This window comes from Lentzea terrae (assembly GCF_003265345.1).
Lineage (GTDB): Bacteria > Actinomycetota > Actinomycetes > Mycobacteriales > Pseudonocardiaceae > Lentzea > Lentzea terrae.
In genome coordinates this window covers 322,260-347,331 of record NZ_QFWW01000030.1, presented here as the reverse complement: position 1 = coordinate 347,331, position 25,072 = coordinate 322,260, and the positions used below count along the sequence as shown (strand labels likewise).

Below are 25,072 nucleotides of genomic sequence, written 5' to 3'. Positions count from 1 at the left end.
TACCCGCCCGGCGTGCCACACTGGTGGTCGCCGGGCGGTTTTCGGAGGTGATGCCCTGTGGCGGCTCCAGCAGAGGCCAAGCCTGACTTCCTGTTGCCCAACCACGAGGGTCCGTGGACGCTCGATGACGTCCTCGCTTTGCCGGAGGACAACAGTCAACGCATCGAACTCGTTGACGGGATGCTCTACGTGAGCCCGCTGGGGAGCTACCGGCACCAGCTGCTGGTGGGCAGGATGTTCGCAGCACTGGATCGCGCGTGTCCCGAGGAGTTCGAGGCCACCGTCGAGCTCAACGTCGAGTTGGCCACCGGCCGACTGCTGATCCCCGACTTCACCGTGGTCGAACCGTGTGATGCCGATATCACGTTCCCGGTCTCCAACGTTCTGCTCGCCGGCGAGGTGCTCTCCAAGAGCACTCGGTTGAAGGATCTGGTCGTCAAGCGCCAGGTGTATGCGGAAGCCGGTGTTTCCTACTACCTGATCATCGATCCGGTGAAGGACGTTCCGGAGGCGACCTTGCTCGAACTCGGCGACGAGGGTGAGTACATCGAGATCGCGCGAAGCGAGAACGGCGTGCTGACGATCAAGCGACCGTTCCCGGTCACCATCAACTTCTAACCGTAGAGCCACTCCAGTCGTTCGTGCAGGTCAACCGGGGTCCACGAGGCGAACATCGCGTCACGGGCCGCGGCGGCGTCACCGGCTGGGTGGTAAACCTCCCGTCCCATCAACCGTGAGACGTGGTGGACGCGCGCGGTCCGAGCACTACGCATTGCGACATAACGCGCAAAAGAGCCGTCCACGTCCTGCGGATCGAACACCGACGAGAGGCACACGGCGTCCTCCAACGCCTGGCAGGCGCCCTGCGCGGCGTACTGCAGCACGGGATGGGCGGCGTCCCCGAGCAACACGACCCGCGAGTCCTGCCAGTCGGTGATCGGCTCGCGATCGCACAGCACCCAGGCCCGCCACTCGTCGGCCAGTTCCATGATCCGCGCGGCGTCGTCGCACAACGGCCTGAAGTGCCGCACCACGTCCTCGTGCTCGACTGGTTTGCCGGTCATCGGGTCCGGGGCGCCGTTGTCGGTCGTGGCCACGAGGTTCACGTACCGCCCACCAGCGATGACGTACCAAACGACGTGGTAGCGCGGCCCCGCCCAGAGCGTGACGACGTTCTCCTTCAGGTCGCGCGGCACATCGGCAGCGGGAATGACGGCGCGGAAGGTCGTGTGCCCGGACACCCGCGGATCCCCGTCACCGACGAGCTGCCGCCGCACCGCCGACCGCAACCCGTCCGCGCCGATCAGAGCCGTCCCATGCACGAGATCACCCGAACGAAGCACGGCGGTGACCCCGGAGGAGTCCTGCGTGTAGGCCTCCACGCCGCTGTTGACCCGCAGGTCGACGCGCTCGTCGTTCTGGCAGGCGTCGAGCAACGGCGTGAGCACGTCGTTGCGGTGCACCACCGCGTACGTGCCGAAGCGGTCGACGAAACCGGCATCGATCGGTAATCGGGAGATCAACGAGCCGGAGACCCCGCAGCGCAGCCGCAGTTCGTCCACGTGCACAGCCCGTGAGCGCACCGCCGGCCCCACGCCCAGAGCGTCGAGCATGCGGAACCCGTTGGGACCCACCTGGATGCCCGCGCCGATCTCCTCGAACACCGCGGCGGCCTCGAGCACCGTGACGCGGTGCCCGGCACGCGCCAGCCCGAGCGCCACAGCCAGGCCACCGATACCGCCGCCGACCACCAGGACCGTCATGCGTCCGAGTATCTCGGCTCAGCGATCACGAACCCCCTAAGTTGACCGTGAAGGTCGCGAACCACTAACGAAGGCGCGTCCGAACGAGACCTGAACATGGCCACCGGTACGGTGGGCCACGTGTTGAACGGCATCCTGGCCACGATCCCGAGCCCCGACCAAGGCGTGTGGTACCTCGGTCCGCTCCCCATCAGGGCTTATGCGCTGTGCATCATCGCCGGCATCATCGTCGCCATCTGGTGGGGTGAGCGCCGCTGGGTCGCGCGCGGGGGCATCAAGGGCGAGGTGACCGACATCGCCGTGTGGGCGGTGCCGTTCGGCCTCGTCGGCGGGCGGCTCTACCACGTCATCACCGACAACCAGAAGTACTTCGGGCCGGGGAAGAACCCCCTCGCGGCGCTCGAGATCTGGAACGGTGGCCTGGGCATCTGGGGCGCGATCGCCCTGGGCGCGGTGGGTGCGTGGATCGGCTGCCGCCGCAAGGGCATCCCGCTGCCCGCGATGGCGGACGCGCTGGCGCCCGGCATCGTCGTGGCGCAGGCCATCGGCCGGCTCGGCAACTACTTCAACCAGGAGCTCTACGGCGGTGACACGACGTTGCCGTGGGGCCTGGAGATCTACCGCCGTGTCATGCCGGACGGCAGCGATGACGCGCTGGCGGGTGTGGCGCGCGACCACACGCCGATCCAGATCGTGCACCCGACGTTCCTCTACGAGCTGCTGTGGAACCTCGGCGTCGCGCTGCTGATCGTGTGGGCCGACCGCAAGTTCCGGCTGGGCCACGGGCGGGTGTTCGCGCTCTACGTCGCCGGCTACACGGCCGGGCGGTTCTGGATCGAGCTGATGCGCACGGACGAGGCGACGCTGATCTTCGGCACGCGCGTCAACGTGTTCGTGTCGGGGCTGGTCTTCATCGGCGCGGTCGTCTACTTCATCCTCGCCAGGTCGCGGGGTGAGCGCGAGGACGTCGCCGCGTTGCGCGCCACCGACGAGCCCGCCGGTGAGGAACCCGTCGCAGCACCTGAAGAACCCAAAGCCGAAGAAGACGTTGCAGCGGACGAGAAGAGCTCCAAGGAGTCCGTCAACTCCCCGGAGACCGTCAAACCGGAGTGATCTGTGCGCGTGCTCGTCGTCGAAGATGACGACCGGGTGGCCAGAGGCCTGCTGACCGCACTGCGGCACGCCGGCTACGAGGTGCACCGGGTGGCCACGGCCGCGGACGCGCTCCGGGCCGCGCCGGCCGACGTGGTGCTGCTCGACCTCGGCCTGCCCGACGGCGACGGCCTGGACGTGCTGCGCGAGCTGCGGCACCGTCCGGGCACCGCGGTGATCACGGTGACCGCGCGCGGCGAGGAGCGCGAACGCGTGCTCGGGCTGCGCGCGGGCGCCGACGACTACGTGGTGAAGCCGTTCGGCACGTCGGAGCTGCTCGCCCGCATCGAGGCGGTGCTGCGCCGCACCCGCACCCACCGCGCCGGCCCGGAGAACGACGCGCCGATCCAGGTCGGCGAGCTGCAGCTCTCCACGTCGACCCGCGCCGTCACGCTGGCCGGCACGCCGCTTTCGTTGACCCGCAAGGAGTTCGACCTCCTCGCCCTGCTCGCGACCAGGGCCGGTGAGGTGGTGAGCCGCGACTTCATCGTCGACCAGGTGTGGCAGGCGCACTGGGAGGCGCCGTCGCGCACGCTCGACACGCACATCGCGGCGTTGCGCGGCAAGCTCGGCGGGCACATCAAGATCGAGACGGTCAGAGGGGTCGGCTACCGCCTCGCGGTCTGACGCGGGAGAGGTCCCTCAACGCGTGGTTACGGTCCGAACGCGTCAGTGACCATCTCGTGAATGAGAAGCCGATGAAATCGAGCAGATCAGTCGTCGCGCTCGCCGTCTTCTGCGCCGCACTGGGTGCGACTCCGGTGCAAGCGGCGGTGCAGCACACGTTGGACTGGGAAAGCACGGCGCAGCAACGAATTCCCGCAGAGCCACCACCGGGTTGGGAAGCGCAGTACGACGCGGACCTGCGCAACCCGGGCGGCCGGCCACAGGCCTCGATCGCGCGGTCGCCCGAACCCGTCCGGGCAGGAGCCAGCGCGGTCCGGTTCGAGCTGGACAGGAACAACCCGGGCCCGCAGGACGGACCCCGTGCCGAGCTGGCGGGCGACGAGCTGGGCGGGGAACGCTGGTACGGCTTCAGCATCTACCTCCCCGAGTCCTGGAAAGCCGACCGGGCCGCGGACATCGTCACCCAGTGGCACCACACCTTGAACACCGGCTCGCCGCCGCTGGCGATCGAGACGCAGGGCGGCAACTGGCGGATCAGCCAGAACTGGGAGGACAGCGAGAAGGACACCCCCGTCGGGGCCTACCAGGTGGGCCGGTGGACGGACTGGGTCGTCCACGTCCGCTGGTCCGCAGGCAGCGACGGTCTGCTGGAGATCTGGAAGGACGGCGTGCCCGTCCCCGGTTTCGAGCACAAGACCGGCAAGAACTCCTACCGCGACCCGCGCGCCTACATGAAGATCGGCATCTACAAGTGGCCGTGGAAGGACCAGCAGTCGGACACGACCAACCGCGTCATGTACCACGACGAACTGCGCATCGCGGACGCGAGCGGCAGTTACCAGCAGGTCGCGCCACCCAGGACGACGCCGCCGCCCGCCGACGGCCTGCCGGTCACCGAGGTGACGGCGCTCAGCGACGACGGGAACGTTCCGGCGAACACCGTGGACAACAACCTCGCGACCCGCTGGTCGGCACACGGCGAAGGCCAGTGGATCCGGTACGACCTCGGTGCCACGAAGAACGTCGGCGGGCTCGCCATCGCGTGGCACCAGGGCGACAGACGCACCTCCCGGTTCGACATCGAGACGTCGGTGGACGGCACCACCTGGACTGCCGCGGCCGCGGGGCTCACCAGCAGGCTCACCCTGGCGCAGGAGAGCTACGACATCCCCGACGTCGAGGCCCGGTACGTGCGGATCGTCGGCCACGGCAACTCCTCCGGCAACGGCTGGAACTCCATCACCGAGACGGACGTGCTGGGTGCCGGGACTCCTGGCGGTGACTGCCGCTACCCGGCACAGGCACTCGACCTGGAGAACTGGAAGATCACCCTCCCGGTCGACGACCCGGACCGGGAGGGCAGGCAGCCTCTCGAGATCACCCAGCCACGGCTGCGCAACTACGTGCTGGATCCGTGGTTTGCACCCGTCGAGGCGTGCAAGGCGGTCCGGTTCCGTGCGCCCGTCACCGGGGTCACCACGGAGAACAGCAAGAACCCGCGGTCAGAGCTGCGCGAGATGACCAACGGTGGCAGGGATCGCGCCAGCTGGTCGTCGACCTCCGGCACCCACACGATGGTCATCGACCAGGCGATCACCCGGCTGCCGGAGGGCCGGCCGCAGGTGGTGGCCGGGCAGATCCACGACGCGGACGACGACGTCACCGTCTTCCGGCTCGTCGGCAGGAAGCTCTACCTGACCGATGAGGACAACACGCAGTACAAGCTGATCGCCGACGACTACGAGCCCGGCACCCGGTTCCAGGTGAAGTTCGAGGCGAGCGAAGGCAAGATCCGGGCCTACTACAACGGGGTCCTCAAGGACACGCGCTCGAAGTCCTTCAGCGGCGGGTACTTCAAGGCCGGTGCGTACACCCAGGCGAACTGCGGGAACGCCTCGCCGTGCGCGGACAGCAACTACGGCGAAGTGGTCGTCTACGGCGTGACCGTGACGCACAGCTGACGAAGCTCTCCCGGTCCGTTGTCCCTCAACGGACCGGGAGCTTCTTCCCGATGATCTCGGCCAGCCTGGTCGCTCCCGCGCACCGCGCGTCCGAGGTCTGTTCGTCGCTGCGCCAGACGATCTCGACGCGTTCGGTCCGTTCGTGCCCGTCGTCGAAGTACCTGCGGAAGATGATGGCGGCCAAGCACTTGTTCTTCCCGCCGCCTTCGGCCTTCAGCAGTCCTTCCCGGTCCGCGAACCGGCGAGGCCGGCCGTCTTCTGGCTCGACCGGCCCGTTGTCCATGAAGGTGATCTGCACCGCCGGATCAGCCTCCGGGGTGATCCAGTAGCACTCCCAGTCGGCGAATCCCGGCTCTGCCACCACTTCCTGGGAGGCGAGGGGTTCCGCGAGCTCGGCGGTGGTGAGCAGGTCGCAGGCTTTGCGGTCGGCCAGCGACTCCGGTGCCGGCGCGGCGCGCCGGAGCAGCCGCCCGCGCTGGTAGACGTCGACGACGCCTTCGGCCATCGCCTCCGCTGCCTGGCACAGCATCTCCCGCTGCTGGTTCTGCCACGCGGAGATCACCACCCGATACGGTGCCGGGAGGAAGACGATCCGCCGGCACTGGTCACCGTTCAGCTCTTCCCGTTGCACGTGGTGGCTTTGGTACGGCGGCAGGTACTTCTTCTCGAAGGAGTCGTGATCCGGGCCCGTCACCAGCCAGACCCGGACATCCATCTCGACGCTGCCGTGCTCGCGCAGGCTCACGTGGGCAACGCATTCGTTGAACTGCCCGACGTCGTCCATCCGAGCGTCGTCACCGAAGGCTTTGAGCTTGTTCAGATCGACGAGCCCGCACGGATCCGCGGTCTTCGGGTCACCCACGAACGTGCCCGCGGAGTCCTGCTCGGTGCCGGACGACTTCAACAGCAGCCCGGCGACCACGACCAGCAGCACCACGATCAGCACGGCACCGGTCGCGATGATCGCCCGGTGCGGCCTCGCAGGCGCGCCACCGCCGACGTCGCGCAGCAGTTGTGCGGCCGCCGTGGCGGACGGGCGTTCGGTGGGTTCGGCACGGGTGAGATCGGCGAGCACGGCCCGCAGTTCTGCACCGCCGGGTGCGCCCTCGACCGCTGCCGACAACGTGGCGCCCAGCGAGTAGACGTCGGACTCCGGGGCCGCGATCTCTCCCCGAACCACCTCAGGCGCCATGTAACCGCTGGTCCCCGCCATCGACTCGGCTCCGGTCACGGTGACGTTGGCCCACGTCGCGATGCCCAGGTCGGTGAGTTTGGCGGTCCCGTCATCGGTGACGAGCACGTTGCCCGGCGTGATGTCGCGGTGCACCACGCCTTCCTCGTGCATCGCCACCAGCGCGTCGGCGATCTGGGCACCGATCCGGGCCACGCGTTCCGGCGGCACCGGGCCCGCCGTCCGCAGGATCTCGGCGAGGCTGCGGGAGGGCAGGTACTCCAGCACGAGCCAGCGCTTCCCGTCGTCCTCCACGATGTCGTGGACGGCGATGACGTTCGGATGCCGCAGTCCCGCCCCGATCCTGGCCTCGCGGCGAACCTGCTCGGCGTCGCCCGCCTTGAGCGCGACCGTGCGGCGCAGTTCGAGGTCGTCGGCTTTCCAGACGACACCCATGCCGCCCCGGCCGATCGGTTCTGCCAACCGATACCTGCCCGCGATCACGTCGCCGCTGCGCACACCGGCGAATCTTAGGCACGCGGAGTGAGGTTAGTGGCACACATGGTGAAACCTGTTCGATCGTCGATGATGGTGCAATGCTCCGCCGCCTGCTCGCCATCACCGTTCCGCTGCTCGTCGCCCTGGTCGCGGCGCTCGGCATCCCGCTGGCGTCCGCGGTGGTGCAACGCGAAACCCAGACCACCTACCTCGACCGCCTCGGCGACGCGCGGCGGTTCGCGTCGCTGGCGGAGAGCGCGCTGCAGTCCGACCGGCTGCTCCCGCTCGATCACGAGATCCAGCGCTACGACCAGCTCTTCGACATCCCGGTCGCCCTGGTCAGCGCGGACAAGCGGGTGCTGCTGACCTCGCGCCAGGGGTTCAACCCGACCATCGACCCCGAGGTCGAAACGGTCCTCAACGCGGCGCTCAACGGCATCCAGCCGGACGTCGCCTACGCGGCCTGGCCGTGGCGCACGGGCCCGATGGTCGTCGTCGAACCGGTCGGCAGGGACAGCGAGGCCGTGGCCGCGGTCGTCTCGATCTCGTCGACGGGGGCGTTGCGGGCCGAGGTGCTGCGTCAGTGGGGGCTGATGGCGCTGGCCGGGCTCGCACCGATGCTGGCCGTGGTCGCGGCCGCGTGGCCGATGTCGCGGTGGGTGCTGCGGCCGGTCAGCAGGCTCGACGAGGCCACCGCCGCGGTCGCCGCCGGCAACCTCGACGTGCGGGCGGACGAGGTCGGCGGGCCGCCGGAGCTGCGTCGGCTCGCGAAGAGCTTCAACACCATGGTCGACGTCGTCGGCAGGGCTCTGAACAGGCAGAAGGCGTTCGTCGCCGACGCGTCGCACCAGCTGCGCAACCCGCTGGCCAGTCTCCGGCTCGCGGTCGACAACCTCGCGCCGCACGTCGAGGGCGAACACGCTCAGGAGGCGCACCAGATCGCCGTCGAGGAGGCGGAGGAGATGGGTCGCGTGCTCGACACGTTGCTCGCCGCCACCCGCCTCGACAGCGCGCGCAAGACCGAGCCCGTCGAGATCGACCAGCTGCTCGCGACCCACACACCCGCCTGGCAGGCGCTCGCCATCCGCTCGGGGGTCGAGCTGGAGATCGACGTGCCGGCCGGCCTCACCATGCAGGAACCGCCCGGCGGGCTCGGCAGCGTGCTCGACGAACTGGTCAGCAACGCGATCCGGCTCGCCAACGCCACCGAGGTCCGGATCACCGGCAAGGCCGGCGAGCTGCACGTCATCGACAACGGCGACGGCCTGAGCGACGAGGAACGGGAGCTGGCGCTGCAGCGGTTCTGGCGGGCCACCAAGCACCAGAACGTCGCAGGTACCGGGCTCGGGCTCGCGATCTGCGCCGAGCTCATCGAGTCGGCGGGCGGCGAGCTCAGCCTGCACGACGCCGGGCCTGGCCTGGACGTGAAGGTCGCCCTCAGCGCTTGACGGACCGGAACCAGCGCGCGGCACCGTCGTGCAGCGGCACCAGGCCGGTCGCGATGCCGGTGCGCACGTTGATCCGCGCCGCCTCCGGGTGGCCTTCCACGATCCGCGCGGTCTCGGTGAACACCGTGCGGGTCACGACCTCGACGACGTCGGCGCTCAGCGACTCGTGCGCCAGCAGCAGGTTCGGCACCGCGAACGTCTTGTTCGACGGCAGCGCCTCGTAGGTCTTGCCTGGGATCGTCGCCGGGATGTACGGGCCCTTGAACGTGTCGGCGAACTCGGCCGCCTCCTCCCCGATGTCGATCAGCCGCACGTTGCCCTTCAGCGCGGTGATCGCGGACGTCGGGATGCCGGTCAGCGCCAGCATTCCGTCCAGCGACCCCTCGGCCACCCGGCGGGACGCCTCCGCGTGCGCCATCCGTTCGTCCAAAGCGGACACACCGAAGTGGTTCAGCATCCGGGTGGCCGTGAACTCGGTACCAGAACCCGTGGGCCCCAAGGAGATCCGCTTGCCGGCCAGGTCGCGGAACCGCGAGATCGGCGAGACCGCCGGCACCGCGATCTGCATGAAGCTGTCGTAGAGCCGCCCGACCGCACGCATGCGCTCCGGGTTGTCGATGGGGTCCAAAGAGGACAGCGCGAGCTGGGCCTCACCGGACTTGAGCAACCGGAGGTTCTCGACCGATGCGGCGGTGGGCAGCGGGATGACCTTCGTGCCCGGCAGCTGCTCGGCGAGCGCCTCCGCCAGCGCGCCGCCGACCTCGCGGAACACCGCACCGTCCGGCCCGGTGGCGAGCACCAGCTCCGGGGGTGCCTCGACCTTGTGCGGGGTGCACCCCGCCAAGCCGAGGGTTGCCCCTAGCAGAAGTGTGCGACGGCTGAGCGACACCGATAAAGACTAGCCGTTACGTCAGAGGTGTCTGAAGTTTCCTTGCGTTGGCTTGTCGCTGTCCGTGGCGCGGCTCACCCTCACTCCCAACGCGAAGTTCAAGGAGGAACCGTGGCGACCACCACCACAGGCCGCAAACCGATCTACAAGCACCTGTACTTCTGGGTGCTGGTCTCCATCGTGCTGGGCGCGGCAGTCGGCTTCCTGTTCCCCAAACAGGCGTCCGAGATGAAGTGGCTCGCCGATCTGTTCGTCAACCTCGTCAAGGTCGTCATCGCGCCGACCATCTTCGCGACGATCATCGTCGGCATCGCCGGTCTCGGGAACCTCGCGAAGGCGGGCGGGCTGGCACTGCGGACGATCTTGTACTTCACCGGTATGACGACGGCCGCGCTGGCGATCGGCCTCATCGTCGTCAACCTGGTGCAGCCGGGTCACAAGGGCGGTGAGATCGCGCTGAACGCGGGCGCCGCCGACGCCACGCTGAAGTCCGCCGCGAGTGCCGAGACCGGCGTCACCGGCTTCATCCTGAGCCTGATCCCCAAGTCGTTCGTCAGCGCGTTCACCGACGGGCAGCTGATCCAGGTCCTCGTCATCGCGATCCTCGTCGCCATCGCCGTGGCGGGCATGGGTGAGCGCGGTGCCAGGGTCGTGTCCGCAATGGACACGCTCGCCAAGGTCATGTTCGGCATCATCAAGATCGTCATGTACGCGGCGCCGATCGGTGCCTTCGGCGGTATCGCCTACACCGTCGGCAAGTTCGGCGGCGGCATCCTCGGCAAGCTGCTGTGGCTGATGGGTTCCTTCTACGCCACGTGTCTGCTGTTCATCGTCGTCGTGCTCGGCATCGTGGCGCGGATCGCGGGCTTCAGCCTGCTGAAGTTCCTGCGCTACATCAAGGACGAGATCCTGATCGTGCTCGGCACGTCGTCCAGCGAGTCGGTGCTGCCGCGCATGCTGGTCAAGCTGGAGGCGGCGGGCGCGCAGAAGTCGGTCGTCGGCCTCACCATCCCGACCGGGTACTCGTTCAACCTCGACGGCACCTGCATCTACCTGACCATGGGTGCCATCTTCATCGCCCAGGCCACCGGCCACGACGTCTCGATCGGCGTGCAGATCGGCCTGCTGCTGTTCATGCTGATCGCGTCGAAGGGCGCGGCGGGCGTCACCGGCGCCGGCCTGGTCACCCTGGCCGCCTCGCTGCAGGCGTTCGAGGCGCACTCGGCCATCCCCGCGGTCGGCATCGCGCTGATCGTCGGCATCGACCGCTTCATGTCCGAGGCCCGCGCCATCACCAACGTGATCGGCAACGGTGTCGGCTCGCTCGTGGTCGCCGCCTGGCAGAAGGGTCTCGACAAGGAGCGGCTCAACGAGGTCCTGGCCAACCCGGACCTGGTCGACGTCGACGAACTGCTGGAGAAGCAGCACGCCGAGACGGAGAAGGTGGCTGCCGCCCACTGAGGACGTCCGTGGCCGGGGGCGTCTCTCCCCGTCTCCGGCCACGAGACCAGACGAGACCAGCCGAGACCAGAGCTGGCCTCATGAATGCCGAGGTCCCGTTCTCCCCGCATGCGGCGCGGGTGAACGGGACCTCGGTCTTTTGTGTGTGAACGAAGGCTTGTGAACGTCCACTAACTGAGATGGGGCGGCCCGGACCAGGCAAGACTCGTGTGTACCCAGCGGATCCAGTGTTAAATCGTGATTGTCGCGCAGCTCTCATGAGCGCAGATGATGTTGAACGTTCGGTTACGCTAACTCGGCTGTAACGAAGCTCGACGTTCGCTGCAATGTCGCTCAGCGCTGGGAAATCGTTACGCTTCCATGACCTAGATCACCCATTGGCGGGTGTCCCTGGGTTTCGCGGCTGTTAAAGTCGCGTCAACACGCGGGCCACCGTCGTCCCGTGCTCCCACCTGTTGGTACGAGGTCTGAGCACGAGGACATTCGTTCTTTACGCGAGGACGACGAAGGAGGTCTGCGCAGTGATCTTCTCCGCCATCCCCGGCCCCCAGGGTCTTTACGACCCCGCTGATGAGCGCGACGCCTGTGGTGTCGCCATGGTGGCCGACATCCAGGGCAGGCGTTCCCACGGCATCGTGAGCGATGCTCTGACAGCGCTGGCCAACCTGGAGCATCGAGGTGCCGCGGGTGCCGAGCCCACCTCGGGTGACGGTGCCGGCATCCTCCTGCAGCTGCCGGACGAGTTCCTGCGTGCCGTAGTCGAGTTCGACCTGCCGGAACGCGGGCAATACGCGGCGGGAATCGCTTTTCTGCCGTTTGAGTCCGAAGAACGCGCGAAGGCAATGCGCGAGATCGAACGCATTGCCGAAGAGGAGAACCTCGTCGTGCTCGGCTGGCGCGACGTCCCGGTCGACGCGGAGAAGGCCAACGTCGGCCCGACCGCTCTTTCGGTCGCGCCGCACTTCGCTCAGCTGTTCGTCAAGGGCACCCGCGACGAGGCCGGCATCGCGCTGGACCGCCTGGCCTTCTGCCTGCGCAAGCGGGTGGAGCACGAAGGCAGCGTGTACTTCCCGTCGCTGTCCGCGCGCACGATCGTCTACAAGGGAATGCTGACGACCGAGCAGCTGCCGGCGTTCTTCCCCGACCTGCACGACGAGCGCCTCTACACGGCGATCGCGTTGGTGCACAGCCGTTTCTCCACGAACACCTTCCCCTCGTGGCCGCTCGCGCACCCGTTCCGGTTCGTCGCGCACAACGGTGAGATCAACACCGTCCGCGGCAACCGCAACCGCATGCGCGCCCGCGAGGCGTTGCTGGACAGCGATCTCATCCCCGGCGACCTCGCGCGGCTCTTCCCGATCTGCGACCCGGACGGCTCCGACAGCGCCAGCTTCGACGAGGTGCTGGAGCTGCTGCACCTCGGCGGCCGCAGCCTGCCGCACGCGGTGCTGATGATGATCCCGGAGGCGTGGGAGAACCACGCCACGATGGACCCGAAGCGCCGCGCGTTCTACCAGTTCCACGCCTCGCTGATGGAGCCGTGGGACGGCCCGGCGTGTGTCACGTTCACCGACGGTGAGCTCGTCGGCGCGGTGCTCGACCGCAACGGCCTGCGCCCGGCCCGCTGGTGGCAGACCGCCGACGGCCGGGTCGTGCTGGCGTCCGAGACCGGTGTGCTCGACGTGCCGTCCGACCAGGTCGTCGCGAAGGGCCGCCTGCAGCCCGGCCGCATGTTCCTGGTGGACACCGCCCAGGGCCGCATCATCGACGACGACGAGTTCAAGTCGAACCTCGCGTCGGAGCAGCCCTACGAGGAGTGGCTGCACGCCGGCCTGCTCGACCTCGCCGACCTGTCGGACCGCGAGCACGTCCTGCAGAGCCACGAGTCGGTCGTGCGCCGCCAGCTCACCTTCGGCTACACCGAGGAGGAGCTGCGGATCCTGCTCACGCCCATGTCGATCATGGGTCAGGAGCCGCTCGGCTCGATGGGCACGGACACGCCGGTCGCTGCGCTCAGCCAGCGCTCCCGGCTGCTCTACGACTACTTCGTGCAGAACTTCGCGCAGGTCACCAACCCGCCGCTGGACGCGATCCGCGAGGAGATCGTCACGTCCGTCAAGCGCGTGATGGGCCCTGAGCAGAACCTGCTGCAGCCCGGCCCGGTCTCGTGCCGCCACGTGACGCTCGACTACCCGGTCATCGACAACGACGAGCTCGCCAAGCTCATCCACATCAACGACGACGGCGACCTGCCGGGCTTCGCCTGCACCGTCCTGTCCGGACTGTACGAAGTGGACGGTGGCGGCGCGGCGCTGGCCTCGGCGATCGAGCGCGTGCGTCGCGAGGCGTCGGAGGCCATCGCGAACGGCGCTCGCACGCTGGTGCTGAGCGACCGCGACTCCGACCACCGGATGGCGCCGATCCCGTCGCTGCTGCTCGTGTCCGCGGTGCACCACCACCTGGTGCGCACCAAGGAACGTCTGCGCGTCGCTCTCGTCGTCGAGTCCGGTGACTGCCGCGAGGTCCACCACGTCGCCGCGCTGCTGAGCTACGGCGCCGCCGCGGTGAACCCGTACCTCGCGTTCGAGACGATCGAGGACCTGATCAGCCAGGGCGCCATCAGCGGCGTGCCGGCGCACAAGGCGATCCGCAACTACGTCAAGGCGCTCGTGAAGGGCGTCCTGAAGATCATGTCGAAAATGGGCATCTCGACGGTCGGCGCCTACACCGCGGCGCAGATCTTCGAGGCGGTCGGCCTGTCCAACGACCTGCTGGACGAGTACTTCACCGGCACGCAGTCCAAGCTCGGCGGCGCCGGCCTGGACGTGCTCGCCGAGGAGGTCGCGCTGCGCCACCGCCGGGCGTTCCCGGACAACCCGACCGACCGCGCGCACCGCAGGCTGGAAGTCGGCGGCGAGTACCAGTACCGCCGCGAGGGCGAGCTGCACCTGTTCACGCCGGAGACGGTGTTCCTGTTGCAGCACGCCACGAAGACGCGCAAGGAGGACGTCTTCCGCCAGTACACGGCGGAGGTCGAGCGCATCTCGCGGCAGGGCGGCACGTTGCGCGGCCTGTTCAAGTTCCGCACCGAGGGCCGCACGCCGATCCCGATCGACGAGGTCGAGCCGGTCAGCTCGATCGTCAAGCGCTTCAACACCGGCGCCATGTCGTACGGCTCGATCTCGGCCGAGGCGCACGAAACCCTTGCCATCGCGATGAACCGCCTCGGCGGCCGGTCGAACAGCGGCGAGGGCGGTGAGGACCGCGAGCGCCTGTACGACCCGGAGCGCCGCTCGGCGGTCAAGCAGGTGGCGAGTGGACGGTTCGGCGTCACGAGCGAGTACCTCGTGAACTCCACGGACATCCAGATCAAGATGGCGCAGGGCGCGAAGCCCGGCGAGGGCGGCCAGCTGCCCGGCTTCAAGGTCTACCCGTGGATCGCGCGCACCCGGCACTCCACGCCGGGCGTCGGTCTCATCTCGCCGCCGCCGCACCACGACATCTACTCGATCGAGGACCTGGCGCAACTCATCCACGATCTGAAGAACGCGAACGAGCAGGCGCGGGTTCACGTGAAGCTCGTCTCGTCGATCGGTGTCGGCACGGTCGCGGCGGGTGTCGCCAAGGCCCACGCGGACGTCGTGCTGATCTCCGGCTACGACGGCGGCACCGGCGCTTCGCCGATGAACTCGCTGAAGCACGCGGGCACGCCGTGGGAGATCGGCCTCGCCGAGACCCAGCAGACGTTGCTGCTCAACGGTTTGCGCGACCGCATCACCGTTCAGGTCGACGGCGCGATGCGCACCGGCCGCGATGTTGTCGTTGCGGCGCTGCTGGGAGCTGAGGAGTTCGGCTTCGCCACGGCACCGCTGATCGTCGCGGGCTGCGTGATGATGCGCGTCTGCCACCTGGACACGTGCCCGGTCGGCGTCGCCACGCAGAACCCGGACCTGCGCGCCCGCTACACCGGTCAGGCCGACCACGTCGTGAACTTCTTCGAGTTCGTGGCGCAGGAAGCCCGCGAACTGCTGGCGGAGCTCGGTTTCCGCACGATCGACGAGGCCGTCGGGCACGCCGAGCTGCTCGACAAGGACGAGGCGATCGAGCACTGGAAGACCGATGGCCTGAACCTCGCCCCGGTGTTCGAGGTGCCGGAGACCCCGTACCCGACGGCGAAGCGCAAGATCCGCGACCAGGACCACGGCCTGGACAAGGCGCTGGACCGCACGCTGATCCAGCTCGCCGAGGCGGCGCTGGAGGACGCGCACCAGGTCAACCTGGAGCTGCCGGTCCGCAACGTCAACCGCACGGTCGGCACGCTGCTCGGCGCCGAGGTCACCCGCCGCTACGGCGGCGAGGGTCTGGAGGACGACACGATCCGGGTGAAGCTCACCGGGTCGGCCGGCCAGTCGCTCGGCGCGTTCCTGCCGCGTGGCATCACGCTCGAGATGGTCGGCGACGCGAACGACTACGTCGGCAAGGGCCTGTCCGGCGGGCGGATCATCGTCCGGCCGTTCGAGGACTCCCCGTTCCGCGCCGAGGAGCAGGTGATCGCGGGCAACGTGATCGGCTACGGCGCCACGTCCGGCGAGGTCTTCCTGCGCGGCCGCGTGGGTGAGCGGTTCTGCGTCCGCAACTCCGGCGCTTTGCTGGTGGCGGAAGGCGTGGGCGACCACGCGTTCGAATACATGACCGGTGGCCGGGCCGTGGTGCTCGGGCCGACCGGGCGCAACGTCGCGGCCGGCATGTCCGGCGGTATCGCGTACGTGCTCGACCTGGACCCGTTGTCGGTGAACCAGGAGATGGTGCAACTGCAGCGCCTCAGCGCCGAGGACCTGCGTTGGCTCAAGGACGCCATCACCAAGCACCACAAGGCGACCGGCTCTGCCGTCGCCGCGTCGCTGCTCGGTGACTGGACCCGTCGAGCCGGTGCGTTCACGAAGGTCATGCCCGGCGACTTCCAGCGAGTGATGGACGCGATGCGCCTCGCTCGTGCCGAGGGCCGGGACGTTGACGCGGCTGTCATGGAGGCGTCTCGTGGCTGATCCACAGGGTTTCATGAAGTACTCCCGCTCCGACGCGCCGAAGCGTCCGAAGCCGGAACGCTTGCAGGACTGGAACGAGGTCTACCTCGCCGAGGACCCCGCCGAGCGCAACAGCGCGGTCCAAACGCAGGCGACCCGGTGCATGGACTGCGGCATTCCCTTCTGCCACAGCGGAACCGCGGGCTGCCCGCTCGGGAACCTGATCCCGGAGTGGAACGACCTGGTGCGCCGCGGCGACTGGGAGCTCGCCTCGGACCGCCTGCACGCGACCAACAACTTCCCGGAGTTCACGGGTCGCCTTTGCCCGGCGCCGTGTGAAGCGGCCTGCGTCCTGGCGATCTCGCACGACGCGGGCGGTGCCGTCGCGATCAAGCGGGTCGAGGAGACCATCGCGGACATGTCGTGGGAGAACGGCTACGTGCAGCCGTCCCAGGCGACGGTGTCCTCCGGCAAGCGCGTCGCGGTCGTCGGCTCTGGTCCCGCCGGACTCGCCGCCGCGCAGCAGCTGACCCGTGCCGGGCACGAAGTCGTGGTGTACGAACGGGATGACCGGCTCGGCGGGCTGCTGCGGTACGGCATCCCCGAGTTCAAGATGGAGAAGAAGGTCCTCGACCGCCGTCTTGCCCAGCTTCGCCGTGAGGGCACCAAGTTCGTGACCGGTTGCGAGGTCGGTGTCGACGTCACGGTCGAGCAGCTGCGGGCGGAGTTCGACGCCGTGGTTCTCGCCGTGGGTGCGTTGCGCGGCCGGGACGACAAGTCGACTCCAGGACGCGAGCTCAAGGGCGTGCACCTCGCGATGGACCACCTGGTCCCCGCGAACCGCGCCGTCGAGGGCGACGGCCCGTCCCCGATTTCCGCCGAGGGCAAGCACGTCATCGTCATCGGTGGTGGCGACACGGGCGCCGACTGCTACGGCACCGCGACCCGCCAGGGCGCGCTGTCCGTGACGCAGCTCGACCAGTACCCGATGCCGCCCACGGTCCGCGACGACGACCGCTCGCCGTGGCCGGTGTGGCCGCACATCCTGCGCACCTACCCGGCGCACGAGGAGGCCGGCGAACGCCGCTTCACCGTGGCGGTCCGCCGCTTCGTCGGCGACGACGAGGGCCACGTGCGCTTCATCGAGCTGCAGCAGGTGCGCGTCGAGAAGGACTCGTCCGGCCGCCGTTCGGTGATCCCGGTGTCCGACGAGGTCGAGCTCCTGCCCGCGGACATGGTGCTGCTGGCGATCGGCTTCGAGGGTGTGGAGCACATGCGTTTGCTCGACGACCTGGGCATCTCGCTGACGACGCGCGGCACGATCTCGTGCGGCTCCGACTGGCAGACGACCGCGCCCGGCGTGTTCGTCTGCGGGGACGCGCACCGCGGCGCTTCCCTGGTGGTGTGGGCGATCGCGGAGGGGCGGTCCGTGGCGAACGCCGTGGACAAGTTCCTCACGGGCTCGTCGAACCTGCCCTCACCTGTAATCCCTAACCAGCTTCCGCTCGCTGTGGTCTGACAACGGCGTCCGACAGCGGAGAGCAGCATGGCGCCCCGGCCGACAACGACGTCGACCGGGGCGTTCGCCTTTCGCTAGCGTGTCCGGCCATGGAGAGCTCATCGGCTTGGCCGTATCAGCCTGTCGGCGACGGGTTCGAGAGCGCGGGGTGGCCGTGGGTCGGCGGTGAGGTGCGGGAGCGGTACGTCACGGGCCCGCTGGCGGCGGCCGGCTACGGGTACCTGGCGGAGATCATCGACAGCGTGCTGGCGAGCGGAGTGTCGGATCAGCTGCTCGTGAGCACGTCCATGCACGACCTCGTGATCGTGCCGGCGCATGCGAAGGCGGGCGAGTGGGAGTCGATCTTCGTCGTCTCGCCGGCGAACTACCCGACCCTGCTCGGTCACATGGGGCTCGCCTTCTGGAGCGAACGCCGCCGGTGGGAATACCGGCAGTACAAGGTCGAGGACGCGGTGGACGCGTTCTGGGACATGGTGGGCGAGAAGTTCGGCATCACACGCTAGGCGTGCAGGAGTCCCAGCCCACCCGCTTGCACACCGCCCGCACCGGCTCGTAGGCCGAGTCGTCGACCTTCGCGTACCCCCAAGCCGTGGCGTCCCCGACCGGACACTCGCCCTGGCAGAACCCGTTGGCCCGCAAGTAGTCCGCAGTCGCCTTGGTCTGCAGAGCCACGACGATCCGTTCCCGCAGCGGCGCGGGCAGGTCGTCGGCCACGGCCAGCGGTGCGCCGGGGATCAGCCCGGACGTCCAGATCTTCCTCAGCTGTCCCGGCTGGATCTGCCCGCGTTCCACCAGGTGCCGGTCGACCATCTCGTCGAACGCGAACCCGGCGTCGCACTGCTTGTTGGCCACGGCCAGCACGGTGGCCTCGTGGCCGCTGGTGAACACGGGAACGGTGTCGCGCAACGGGTCGATGCCGAGGTCCAGCAGCGCGGCGCTCGGGTAGAGGAAGCCGGACGTGGACACGCGGTCGGGGTAGCAGACCTTGCGGCCGCGCAGGTCGAGCGACGAGATGCCCGAGTCGGCGTGGGTGAAGCCGAAGCCGCGGTACGACGGCTTCGCGTCCTTCTCCTTGACCTGGGCAGAGATCGGGGTGATGCGGGCGCCGCGCTCGCGGGCGACGACGTAGGACTGCGGGCCGAACGCACCGATGTCGATCGAGCCGTCGCGCATGCCTTCGATGAGTGCGTCGTAGGTGGTGGGTTCCTGCACGCGGATCTCCACGCCGGTTTCGCGGCGCAGCATGTTGATGATCGGTTGGAACGTCTGCTGCGTCGTGATCGAGCTGGCGGTCGGGATGCCGCTGAACACGAGGGTCTGCTGCGGAGGTGCGGCGTCGCCGGCGGAGGGCTTGCAGCCGGCGAGCAGGACCAGGACCAGTAGAAGGCGTTTCATCGCAGGGCTCCTGAGCAGGTGTCGCGGTAGTCGAGCTGCGGGAGGTACTGCTGCCACTCGAGCGGGCTGAGGCCACCGCCGGCGACGCCGCAGGCTCGTGCGACGACGTCGTCCAGCAGTGCCATGTCCCACAGGATCGTCGTGCCGTCGGAACCGGCGGTGGCGAGCACGGAGCCGTTGGGTGCGAAGGCCGCGGAGTTCACGGCCATCCGGTGGCCGTCGAGCTGGCGGCCGACCTGGCGGGGCTGGTTCGGGTCGGTGATGTCCCAGACGAGCGTGCTGCCGGTGGACGTGCCGGCGACCAGCTTCGTGCCGTCCGGAGCGAACGCGAGTGCGGTGACCTGCTTGTTCTGGCCGAGTGGCTGGCCGATCGGGTGCGGGTGGTCCGGGTCGGAGATGTTCCACAGGATCGTCGTGCCGTCGGTGCTGCCCGCGGCGAGAACCTTGCCGTCGTGCGAGAACGCGGCCGCGCTCACGCCGTTGTTGTGTCCCGCCAACGGTTTCCCGATTCGTGTGCGCGAAGGAACGTCCCACAGCACGACGGTGTTGTCGCCGCCCGCCGTGGCGTCCACGGAGCCATGGGAGGCCAACGAGTACAGCTTGGAGGCGGCGGTGCCTTCGCCGACTTTGCGCGGCTGGTGCGGATAGCCGACGTCCCAGCGGATCTGGCGGTTGTCGGACCCGGTGGTGACGAGCGTTTCGCCGCCCTCGAACGCCACCGACTTGACCAGCATGCCGTGGCCGGTCAGCGGCAACCCGATCCGGCGCGGGCGGTCGGCCATCTCCCACACGATCGCCGGTCCGTGCGTGCTGCCGGTCACGAGCCGGGCGCCGTCCGGCGAGAACGCCAGCGACGACACCGCACTTCGCTGGCCCACCAACGGATCTGCGATCTGCCGCGGCTGTTCGGGCGAGCTGATGTCCCACAGCACCGTCGTGGCGTCGTGGCTGCCGGCCGCCAGCACGGCGGAAGTGGGGGAGAAGGCCACCGCCGAGACGACCCCGCTGTGCCCGGTCAACCGGGTGTGCGTGCGGTCGCCGAGGTGCCACAACGTGGTCGCGCCGTCCGAACCGCCGGCGGCCAGCAGTTTTCCGTTGAACGCCACCGACGTCACGGCCTTGCGGACGTTGTCGTTCAGCGGTTCGTCGGGCACCGGGTGCGCGGGGTTGCTGATGTCCCACACCACCACGGTTCCGTCGTGGCTGCCGGTCGCGATCTTCGTGCCGGCGAACGCCACCGACGACACCCCGACGCCCTGGCGCTTGAACGGCTCCCCGAGCGGGACCGGCCGCACACCGAGCGACCACAACGTCGTGGTGCCGTCCGAACGACCGATCGCGAGCAACGTCCGGCTGTCGTCGAACGCCACCGAGGTCACCGGCTGCCCGGCCGGCAGACGGTGGCGCCGGGACGTGCTTCCGGTGTCCCACAACAACACTGAGCCGTCCGAGCTGCCGATGGCGGCGAGGTCGACGGTCAGCGCGACCGACGAGACCACCGCGCCGGTGCCGGACTCGCGGGCCAGCGGGCGGGGTTTGTCGGTGAGGTCCCACAAGCTCGCCGTGCCGTCCGTGCTGCCGACAACGGCCGTGTGCCCGCTGGGACCGAACGCGACAGCCGACACCGTCTCGCCGAACGAGCCGCCGTAGCGCGTGGTCAGCAACGTGTTGACCAGCTCGGTGTTGGTGTCCGAGCTCGGTGCCAGTCCGTGCGCGGCCAGCCCGAGCCGCAACGCGAGCTGCGGCGACGAGTTGCGCGCGACCTGTGCCTGCGCCACGAGTGCGCGCGCTGTCGCCGTGTCGCGTTCGATGCTGGCGTTGCGCCACTGCAACGCCGCGACGCCCGCCGCCCCGACCGCGGCCACGAGGAACACCGCCAGCCAGCTGACCGTGCGTCTGCGGTCACGGCGGCGTTGGCGTTGCAGCACGCGGATCCGGGCGTGGCTGGTCTCCAGGAACTTGCGCGCGTTCTCCGAGAGGTCGTTGACGGCCACCAACGGTTCGATGGCGGCGAACGTGTCCTCGTTGAGCAGCAGGTGGTCCGCGCTGGCGCCCTCGATCCACTGCGAGGCGTCCAGCTCGACCGACTGCACCGCCCGCAGGCCGATCTCCCGGTCGTCGATCGCGCTGCGCAACGGCGGCCACACCGTGAACAACGCCTCGTGCGCCACGCCGATCCACCGGCCCTGCTTGTCGCCGCTGGCGGTGAGCAGGCGGTGCCGGACGAACACCTCCAACGCCCGTTGCGCCACCAGGTCGAGCTGGGCGAGGTCGACGCGCTTGCGGGTCGGCCGGCCGGTCCCGTCGAGCGTCGCCAGCGCCGCGAGCCGGGCGAGCAGGTCTTCGCGGACCAGGCCGGTTTCCGCCACCGCGAGGTCCAGCACGTCGTCGGCGTGCCGGGCGAGTGCGCCGTGCACGCCGCCGAGGTTCTCGTACCGTTCGCTGGAGAGCGTTCCTCCTCTGGGCACGTTCATCGCCAAGTGCTGCAACGTGAACGCGAGCAACGGCAGTGCCTCGCCGCTCTCGGTGTCCTCGACGAGCCGCGCCACGAGCTCGGGGTGCACCTTGATCCCGGCGACGCGGGCCGGTCCGGTGATGACGACGTTCAGCACCTCGCGCGCGAGCGGCGCCAGCACGTAGCTGCCGATGTGCACACCGCCCAGCTCGGGCAACGTGCGCAGGTCGTCGAGGAACTCCGACCGCAGCGTGGCGATCACCCGCACGTTGTCGCCGAGCGCCTCCTTGAGCATCCTCGCGACGGTCTGGCGGTCGCTCTCGGCAGCGCGCGTGAAGAGCTCTTCCGCCTGGTCGATGGTGATCAGCAGCCTGCGGTCCTCGTCGGCGAGCTCCTCGGCAACGCCGCGCAGCCCGTCGCGCAACAGCCGGTCGCGCGACTCCTGCCGCGACCAGGTGAGACCGACCCGTTCGGCGGTCTTGCGCACCGAGCGGGAGATCGCGTCCAACGGGTCGCTGCCCGGCAGCCACGGCGGCATGACGAGCCAGCGCGGGTCATCCGCGAGCTGAGCCAGCAGACCGGCCCTGACCAGCGACGACTTGCCGCACCCAGAAGGGCCGACGACGGTGAGGATGCCGGGGCCGCGGCGCACCTTGCGGGCCAGCGCGCGGGTCTCCTGGTCGCGGCCGAAGAACACCGCGCTCAACGACGTGGTGAACGCGTCCAGGCCGGGGAACGGCTCCTGGTCCTTCGCGAGCTTGCGGCCACCGGCGTCGAACTGCCGCAACGCCTTGTCCAGGTGCTCCCGCGCGGTGGCGTGCGGGATGTGGTTGAGGTGCGGGATCAGCCGGTGGATGACGCCGTCCACCTGGACGGGCAGCAGCAGACAGCCGAGGGCGTCCGCGATGGCCACCTCGGCCGTGCACCAGCTCGACGCGATGGAGGCCTCGCTGACGACGCAGACCACGGCGTCGGCCTTGCGCAGCTCGTGGTGCAAGCGTTCGCGCCACGCCTCCCCGACCCGGATGCCGTCCTCGGGGTGGACCTCGAGAAACGTCTCGTGGTCGCCGTCGAGCCAGTCCCGGATCTGCCGCGCGATCGCCACGTCCTGCGTCGCATGGCTGATGAACACCCTCGCCACGACGGAGCCCCCTTCGAGAGTCGGTCTCTTCAGAAACGCAGTGGAGGGCACGAGTTGCATACGTACGTTTCCGTGAAACTGGAATCTCTTTCGAGTGAATCTGCCCCTGGATGCGGGCGACCTGAGTCTCGTATATCGCCAAGGCTGTCCGCGTCGGGTGAAACTGGTAGCCGTAGATCAACTCGGTCGGGGGTGAGCATGCGCAGCGTTCTGATGGCCGTCGTGGTCGCCCTGTGCGCCGTGCTGGCTCCGGCTGTCACGCCCGTGTCGATCGGCGCGCCGCCGCCGAAGTCGAAGACCTCCGTGCCCAAGGAGGAAGCGCCGCGCGAGGAGCGCGAGCCGAGCCGGCTGCGCCTCGCGGCCGCCGCCGTCGAGCGGACGTCCACTGTGGACAAGCCGGCGCTCGTGGCGGAGTTCGCGCCACGTCTCGAGGTCGCCGTCCAGCTCGTTTCCGCTGCCGAACCGATAGCGGTTTGGCGCACACCCCCTGCACTGCAGGTGTTTCGGAACTGATGCCGGTTTCCCCACCGGTGTGATCAGACCGAACACTTTCCTTAGCAGTGAGGGATTCCCATGGACTTCCATCGCTTTGTTCAGCATGCCCGCGCACACGCCAAGTCGCGTTCCCGTGCCGCCGGACGACGTCTCGCGGCCGGTCAGCAGCCCACGACGATGTTCATCACCTGTGCCGACTCGCGCATCGTGACGGCGGAGATCACCGGCGCGGAACCGGGTTCGCTCTTCGAACTGCGGACCGCGGGCAACGTCATCCCGCCGTACTCGCTCACCGCGCCGTCCAGCGAGATGGCCACGATCGAGTTCGCGGTGCTGCAGCTCGGAGTCAGCGAGATCGTGGTGTGCGGCCACTCCTACTGCGGCGCGGTCGCGGGGCTGCACGGCGCGAAGATCGACCATCTGCCCGCGATGCGCGGGTGGCTCAGGCCGCGGCACCGGACGAAGCAGCCGAGCGACCCGGCGATGCGCTCCGAGGGCCAGGAACACGTGCGGACGCAGCTGCGGATCCTGCTGGAGTACCCGTTCGTGGCTGAGCGCGTCGCGAACGGCGAGTTGCGCGTGCACGGCTGGTTCTACGACATCGAGACCGGCGGAGTCTCCGTGTGTTCCGAGAACGTCTTCCTGCCGCTGTAAGGGTTTCTGGTGATGAAGAGGTATTGGGCCGATCTCGGCGCGTCGGTCGTCGTGTTCCTCGTGGCGCTGCCGCTGTGCGTTGGTGTGGCGGTGGCGTCCGGGGTGCCGGCCGAGCTCGGCATCGTGACCGGGGTGGTCGGCGGCATCGTCGTCGGCCTGCTGCCCGGCAGCACGATGCAGGTGAGCGGACCGGCCGCCGGGCTGACGGTGCTGGTGGCGGATGCCGTTGGCAAGCACGGGATCCAGGCGCTCGGCGTGATCGTGCTGGGTGCCGGGTTGCTGCAGGTCCTGCTGGGCTTAGCCAGGTGCGGGCGGTGGTTCCGCGCGATCTCGCCGTCGGTGGTGCAGGGCATGCTCGCGGGCATCGGGCTGGTGCTGGTGTTCGGTCAGCTCAAGCACCTGACGGCACCGGTGGCGCTGGCGTTGGGACTGCTCACCGTCGTGATCATGCTGCTGTGGCAACGGACTCCGCTGCGCGTCGTGCCCGGCGTGCTGGTGGGCGTGGTCGTCTGCACCGCGCTGGCCGCGGTGTTCGCGTCGCAGGTGGCACGGATCTCGGTCGGCACGTTGTCCGCAGACGTGCACCTGCCGGACTTTTCCTTGCTGGACACCGGAGTGCTCGGCATGGCGGTGGTGTTCGCCCTTGTCGCGTCGGCGGAGAGCATGTTCAGCGCGGCCGCGGTCGATCGGATGCACAACGGGCCGCGCACGCGCTACAACCGGGAACTGGTCGCGCAGGGCGTGGGCAACACGATCTGCGGCCTGCTCGGGGCGTTGCCGATGACCGCGGTGATCGTGCGCAGCGCGGCCAACGTGTCGGCAGGGGCGCGCACTCGGCTGTCGCGGGTGTTGCACGGTGTCTGGCTGTTGCTGTTCGTGGTGCTGTTGCCGGGCTTGCTGACGTTGATCCCGGTCGCCGTGCTGGCCGCGGTGCTGGTGCACGCCGGGTGGAAGCTGCTCGGCGTGGGGCAGCTGATCGCGTTGTGGCGCAAGGACAAAGCGGAAGGCTTCGTCCTGGTGCTGACCGCCGGGCTCATCGTCGCCACGGACCTGCTGACCGGCACCGTGGTCGGGTTGCTGGCGGCCGTGGTGAAGACGGCCTGGGACGTGTCGCGGTTGTCCGTGACGATCACCCACGACGGTGTCTCGCTGCGCGGCAACGCGACGTTCCTGCGGCTGCCCCGGTTGCTGGACGCGCTGGAGCAGGTCGACCGGGAGCACGTCCGGATGGACCTGAGCGGGGTCCGGCACCTCGACCAGGCTTGCGGACAGGCGATCGACCAGTGGGTCGACGAGTCGCGCCGGGCCGGGCGGACGGTCGAGCTGGTCGGCAGGTAGCCGGTTGCCCGTAGGGGCAGTCTGAACTGCCCCGCAGGGCGTGCCTCGGCACGTGGTGTGATCGTCGCGGGCGCGTGACGC

The 25,072-nt window shown here is 69.1% G+C and carries 17 protein-coding genes; 12 read left to right on the top strand and 5 right to left on the bottom strand.

Annotated features, from left to right (window positions below; all coding sequences use genetic code 11):
• Positions 1-57 precede the first annotated feature (57 nt).
• On the top strand, positions 58-618 hold the full coding sequence (locus DI276_RS38630) for a Uma2 family endonuclease (RefSeq protein WP_112273034.1): 561 nt from the start codon (positions 58-60) through the stop codon (positions 616-618).
• On the opposite strand, the gene DI276_RS38625 is transcribed toward DI276_RS38630, so the two are convergent.
• Entirely contained in the window at positions 615-1,763 is a 1,149-nt protein-coding gene (locus DI276_RS38625) for an FAD-dependent monooxygenase (RefSeq protein WP_112273032.1), read from the bottom strand. The two genes, DI276_RS38630 and DI276_RS38625, sit on opposite strands and share 4 nt — an antisense overlap.
• A gap of 96 nt (positions 1,764-1,859) precedes the next feature.
• Here DI276_RS38625 and lgt point away from each other — a divergent pair, with 96 nt between their 5' ends.
• From lgt to DI276_RS51570, 3 genes are all read left to right on the top strand, one after another.
• Positions 1,860-2,876 (top strand): prolipoprotein diacylglyceryl transferase, encoded by a 1,017-nt coding sequence (gene lgt, locus DI276_RS38620; protein WP_112273030.1) that lies wholly within the window; start codon positions 1,860-1,862, stop codon positions 2,874-2,876.
• Positions 2,877-2,879: 3 nt separating this feature from the next.
• On the top strand, positions 2,880-3,542 hold the full coding sequence (locus tag DI276_RS38615; RefSeq protein WP_112273027.1) for a response regulator transcription factor: 663 nt from the start codon (positions 2,880-2,882) through the stop codon (positions 3,540-3,542).
• Positions 3,543-3,613: 71 nt separating this feature from the next.
• Positions 3,614-5,503 (top strand): polysaccharide lyase family 7 protein, encoded by a 1,890-nt coding sequence (locus DI276_RS51570; protein ID WP_198681174.1) that lies wholly within the window; start codon positions 3,614-3,616, stop codon positions 5,501-5,503.
• Positions 5,504-5,528: 25 nt separating this feature from the next.
• Here DI276_RS51570 and DI276_RS38605 read toward each other — a convergent pair whose 3' ends face one another.
• Positions 5,529-7,193 (bottom strand): serine/threonine-protein kinase, encoded by a 1,665-nt coding sequence (locus DI276_RS38605; protein ID WP_112273025.1) that lies wholly within the window; start codon positions 7,191-7,193, stop codon positions 5,529-5,531.
• 77 nt (positions 7,194-7,270) lie between these two features.
• On the opposite strand from DI276_RS38605, the gene DI276_RS38600 reads away from it, so the two are divergent.
• Positions 7,271-8,620, top strand: coding sequence for a sensor histidine kinase (locus tag DI276_RS38600; RefSeq protein ID WP_112273023.1), 1,350 nt, complete (start codon positions 7,271-7,273; stop codon positions 8,618-8,620).
• Here DI276_RS38600 and DI276_RS38595 read toward each other — a convergent pair.
• Complete coding sequence (locus DI276_RS38595; RefSeq protein WP_112273021.1) at positions 8,610-9,509, bottom strand: TAXI family TRAP transporter solute-binding subunit; 900 nt, start codon at positions 9,507-9,509, stop codon at positions 8,610-8,612. The two genes, DI276_RS38600 and DI276_RS38595, sit on opposite strands and share 11 nt — an antisense overlap.
• A 111-nt stretch (positions 9,510-9,620) precedes the next feature.
• Between DI276_RS38595 and dctA the strand changes: the two genes are divergently transcribed.
• From dctA to DI276_RS38575, 4 genes are all read left to right on the top strand, one after another.
• The gene (gene dctA, locus DI276_RS38590) at positions 9,621-10,970 is read left to right on the top strand and encodes a C4-dicarboxylate transporter DctA (RefSeq protein WP_112273019.1); all 1,350 of its coding nucleotides are present in this window, start codon (positions 9,621-9,623) and stop codon (positions 10,968-10,970) included.
• A 521-nt stretch (positions 10,971-11,491) separates the two neighbouring features.
• A complete protein-coding gene (gltB, locus tag DI276_RS38585; RefSeq protein WP_112273017.1) occupies positions 11,492-16,015 on the top strand; it encodes a glutamate synthase large subunit in 4,524 nt (1,507 codons plus the stop codon).
• Complete coding sequence (locus DI276_RS38580; protein ID WP_112273015.1) at positions 16,008-17,513, top strand: glutamate synthase subunit beta; 1,506 nt, start codon at positions 16,008-16,010, stop codon at positions 17,511-17,513. The genes gltB and DI276_RS38580 overlap by 8 nt, the downstream gene beginning before the upstream one ends.
• 89 nt (positions 17,514-17,602) lie before the next feature.
• Positions 17,603-18,016 (top strand): hypothetical protein, encoded by a 414-nt coding sequence (locus DI276_RS38575; RefSeq protein ID WP_112273013.1) that lies wholly within the window; start codon positions 17,603-17,605, stop codon positions 18,014-18,016.
• Here the strand turns inward: DI276_RS38575 and DI276_RS38570 are convergent.
• Positions 18,006-18,908 carry a phosphate/phosphite/phosphonate ABC transporter substrate-binding protein gene (locus DI276_RS38570; protein WP_112273011.1) on the bottom strand — a complete coding sequence of 301 codons (903 nt, stop codon included), beginning with the start codon at positions 18,906-18,908 and terminating at the stop codon, positions 18,006-18,008. The two genes, DI276_RS38575 and DI276_RS38570, sit on opposite strands and share 11 nt — an antisense overlap.
• A complete protein-coding gene (locus DI276_RS38565; protein WP_198681173.1) occupies positions 18,905-22,504 on the bottom strand; it encodes an nSTAND1 domain-containing NTPase in 3,600 nt (1,199 codons plus the stop codon). The genes DI276_RS38570 and DI276_RS38565 overlap by 4 nt, the downstream gene beginning before the upstream one ends.
• A gap of 198 nt (positions 22,505-22,702) precedes the next feature.
• Here DI276_RS38565 and DI276_RS38560 point away from each other — a divergent pair, with 198 nt between their 5' ends.
• The 3 genes from DI276_RS38560 to DI276_RS38550 are packed head-to-tail and all read left to right on the top strand — an operon-like array spanning position 22,703 to position 24,991.
• On the top strand, positions 22,703-23,017 hold the full coding sequence (locus DI276_RS38560; protein ID WP_157985218.1) for a hypothetical protein: 315 nt from the start codon (positions 22,703-22,705) through the stop codon (positions 23,015-23,017).
• Positions 23,018-23,077: 60 nt separating this feature from the next.
• A complete protein-coding gene (locus DI276_RS38555) occupies positions 23,078-23,653 on the top strand; it encodes a carbonic anhydrase (RefSeq protein ID WP_112273005.1) in 576 nt (191 codons plus the stop codon).
• Between the two features lie 12 nt (positions 23,654-23,665).
• The gene (locus DI276_RS38550) at positions 23,666-24,991 is read left to right on the top strand and encodes a SulP family inorganic anion transporter (protein WP_112273003.1); all 1,326 of its coding nucleotides are present in this window, start codon (positions 23,666-23,668) and stop codon (positions 24,989-24,991) included.
• Positions 24,992-25,072 lie beyond the last annotated feature (81 nt).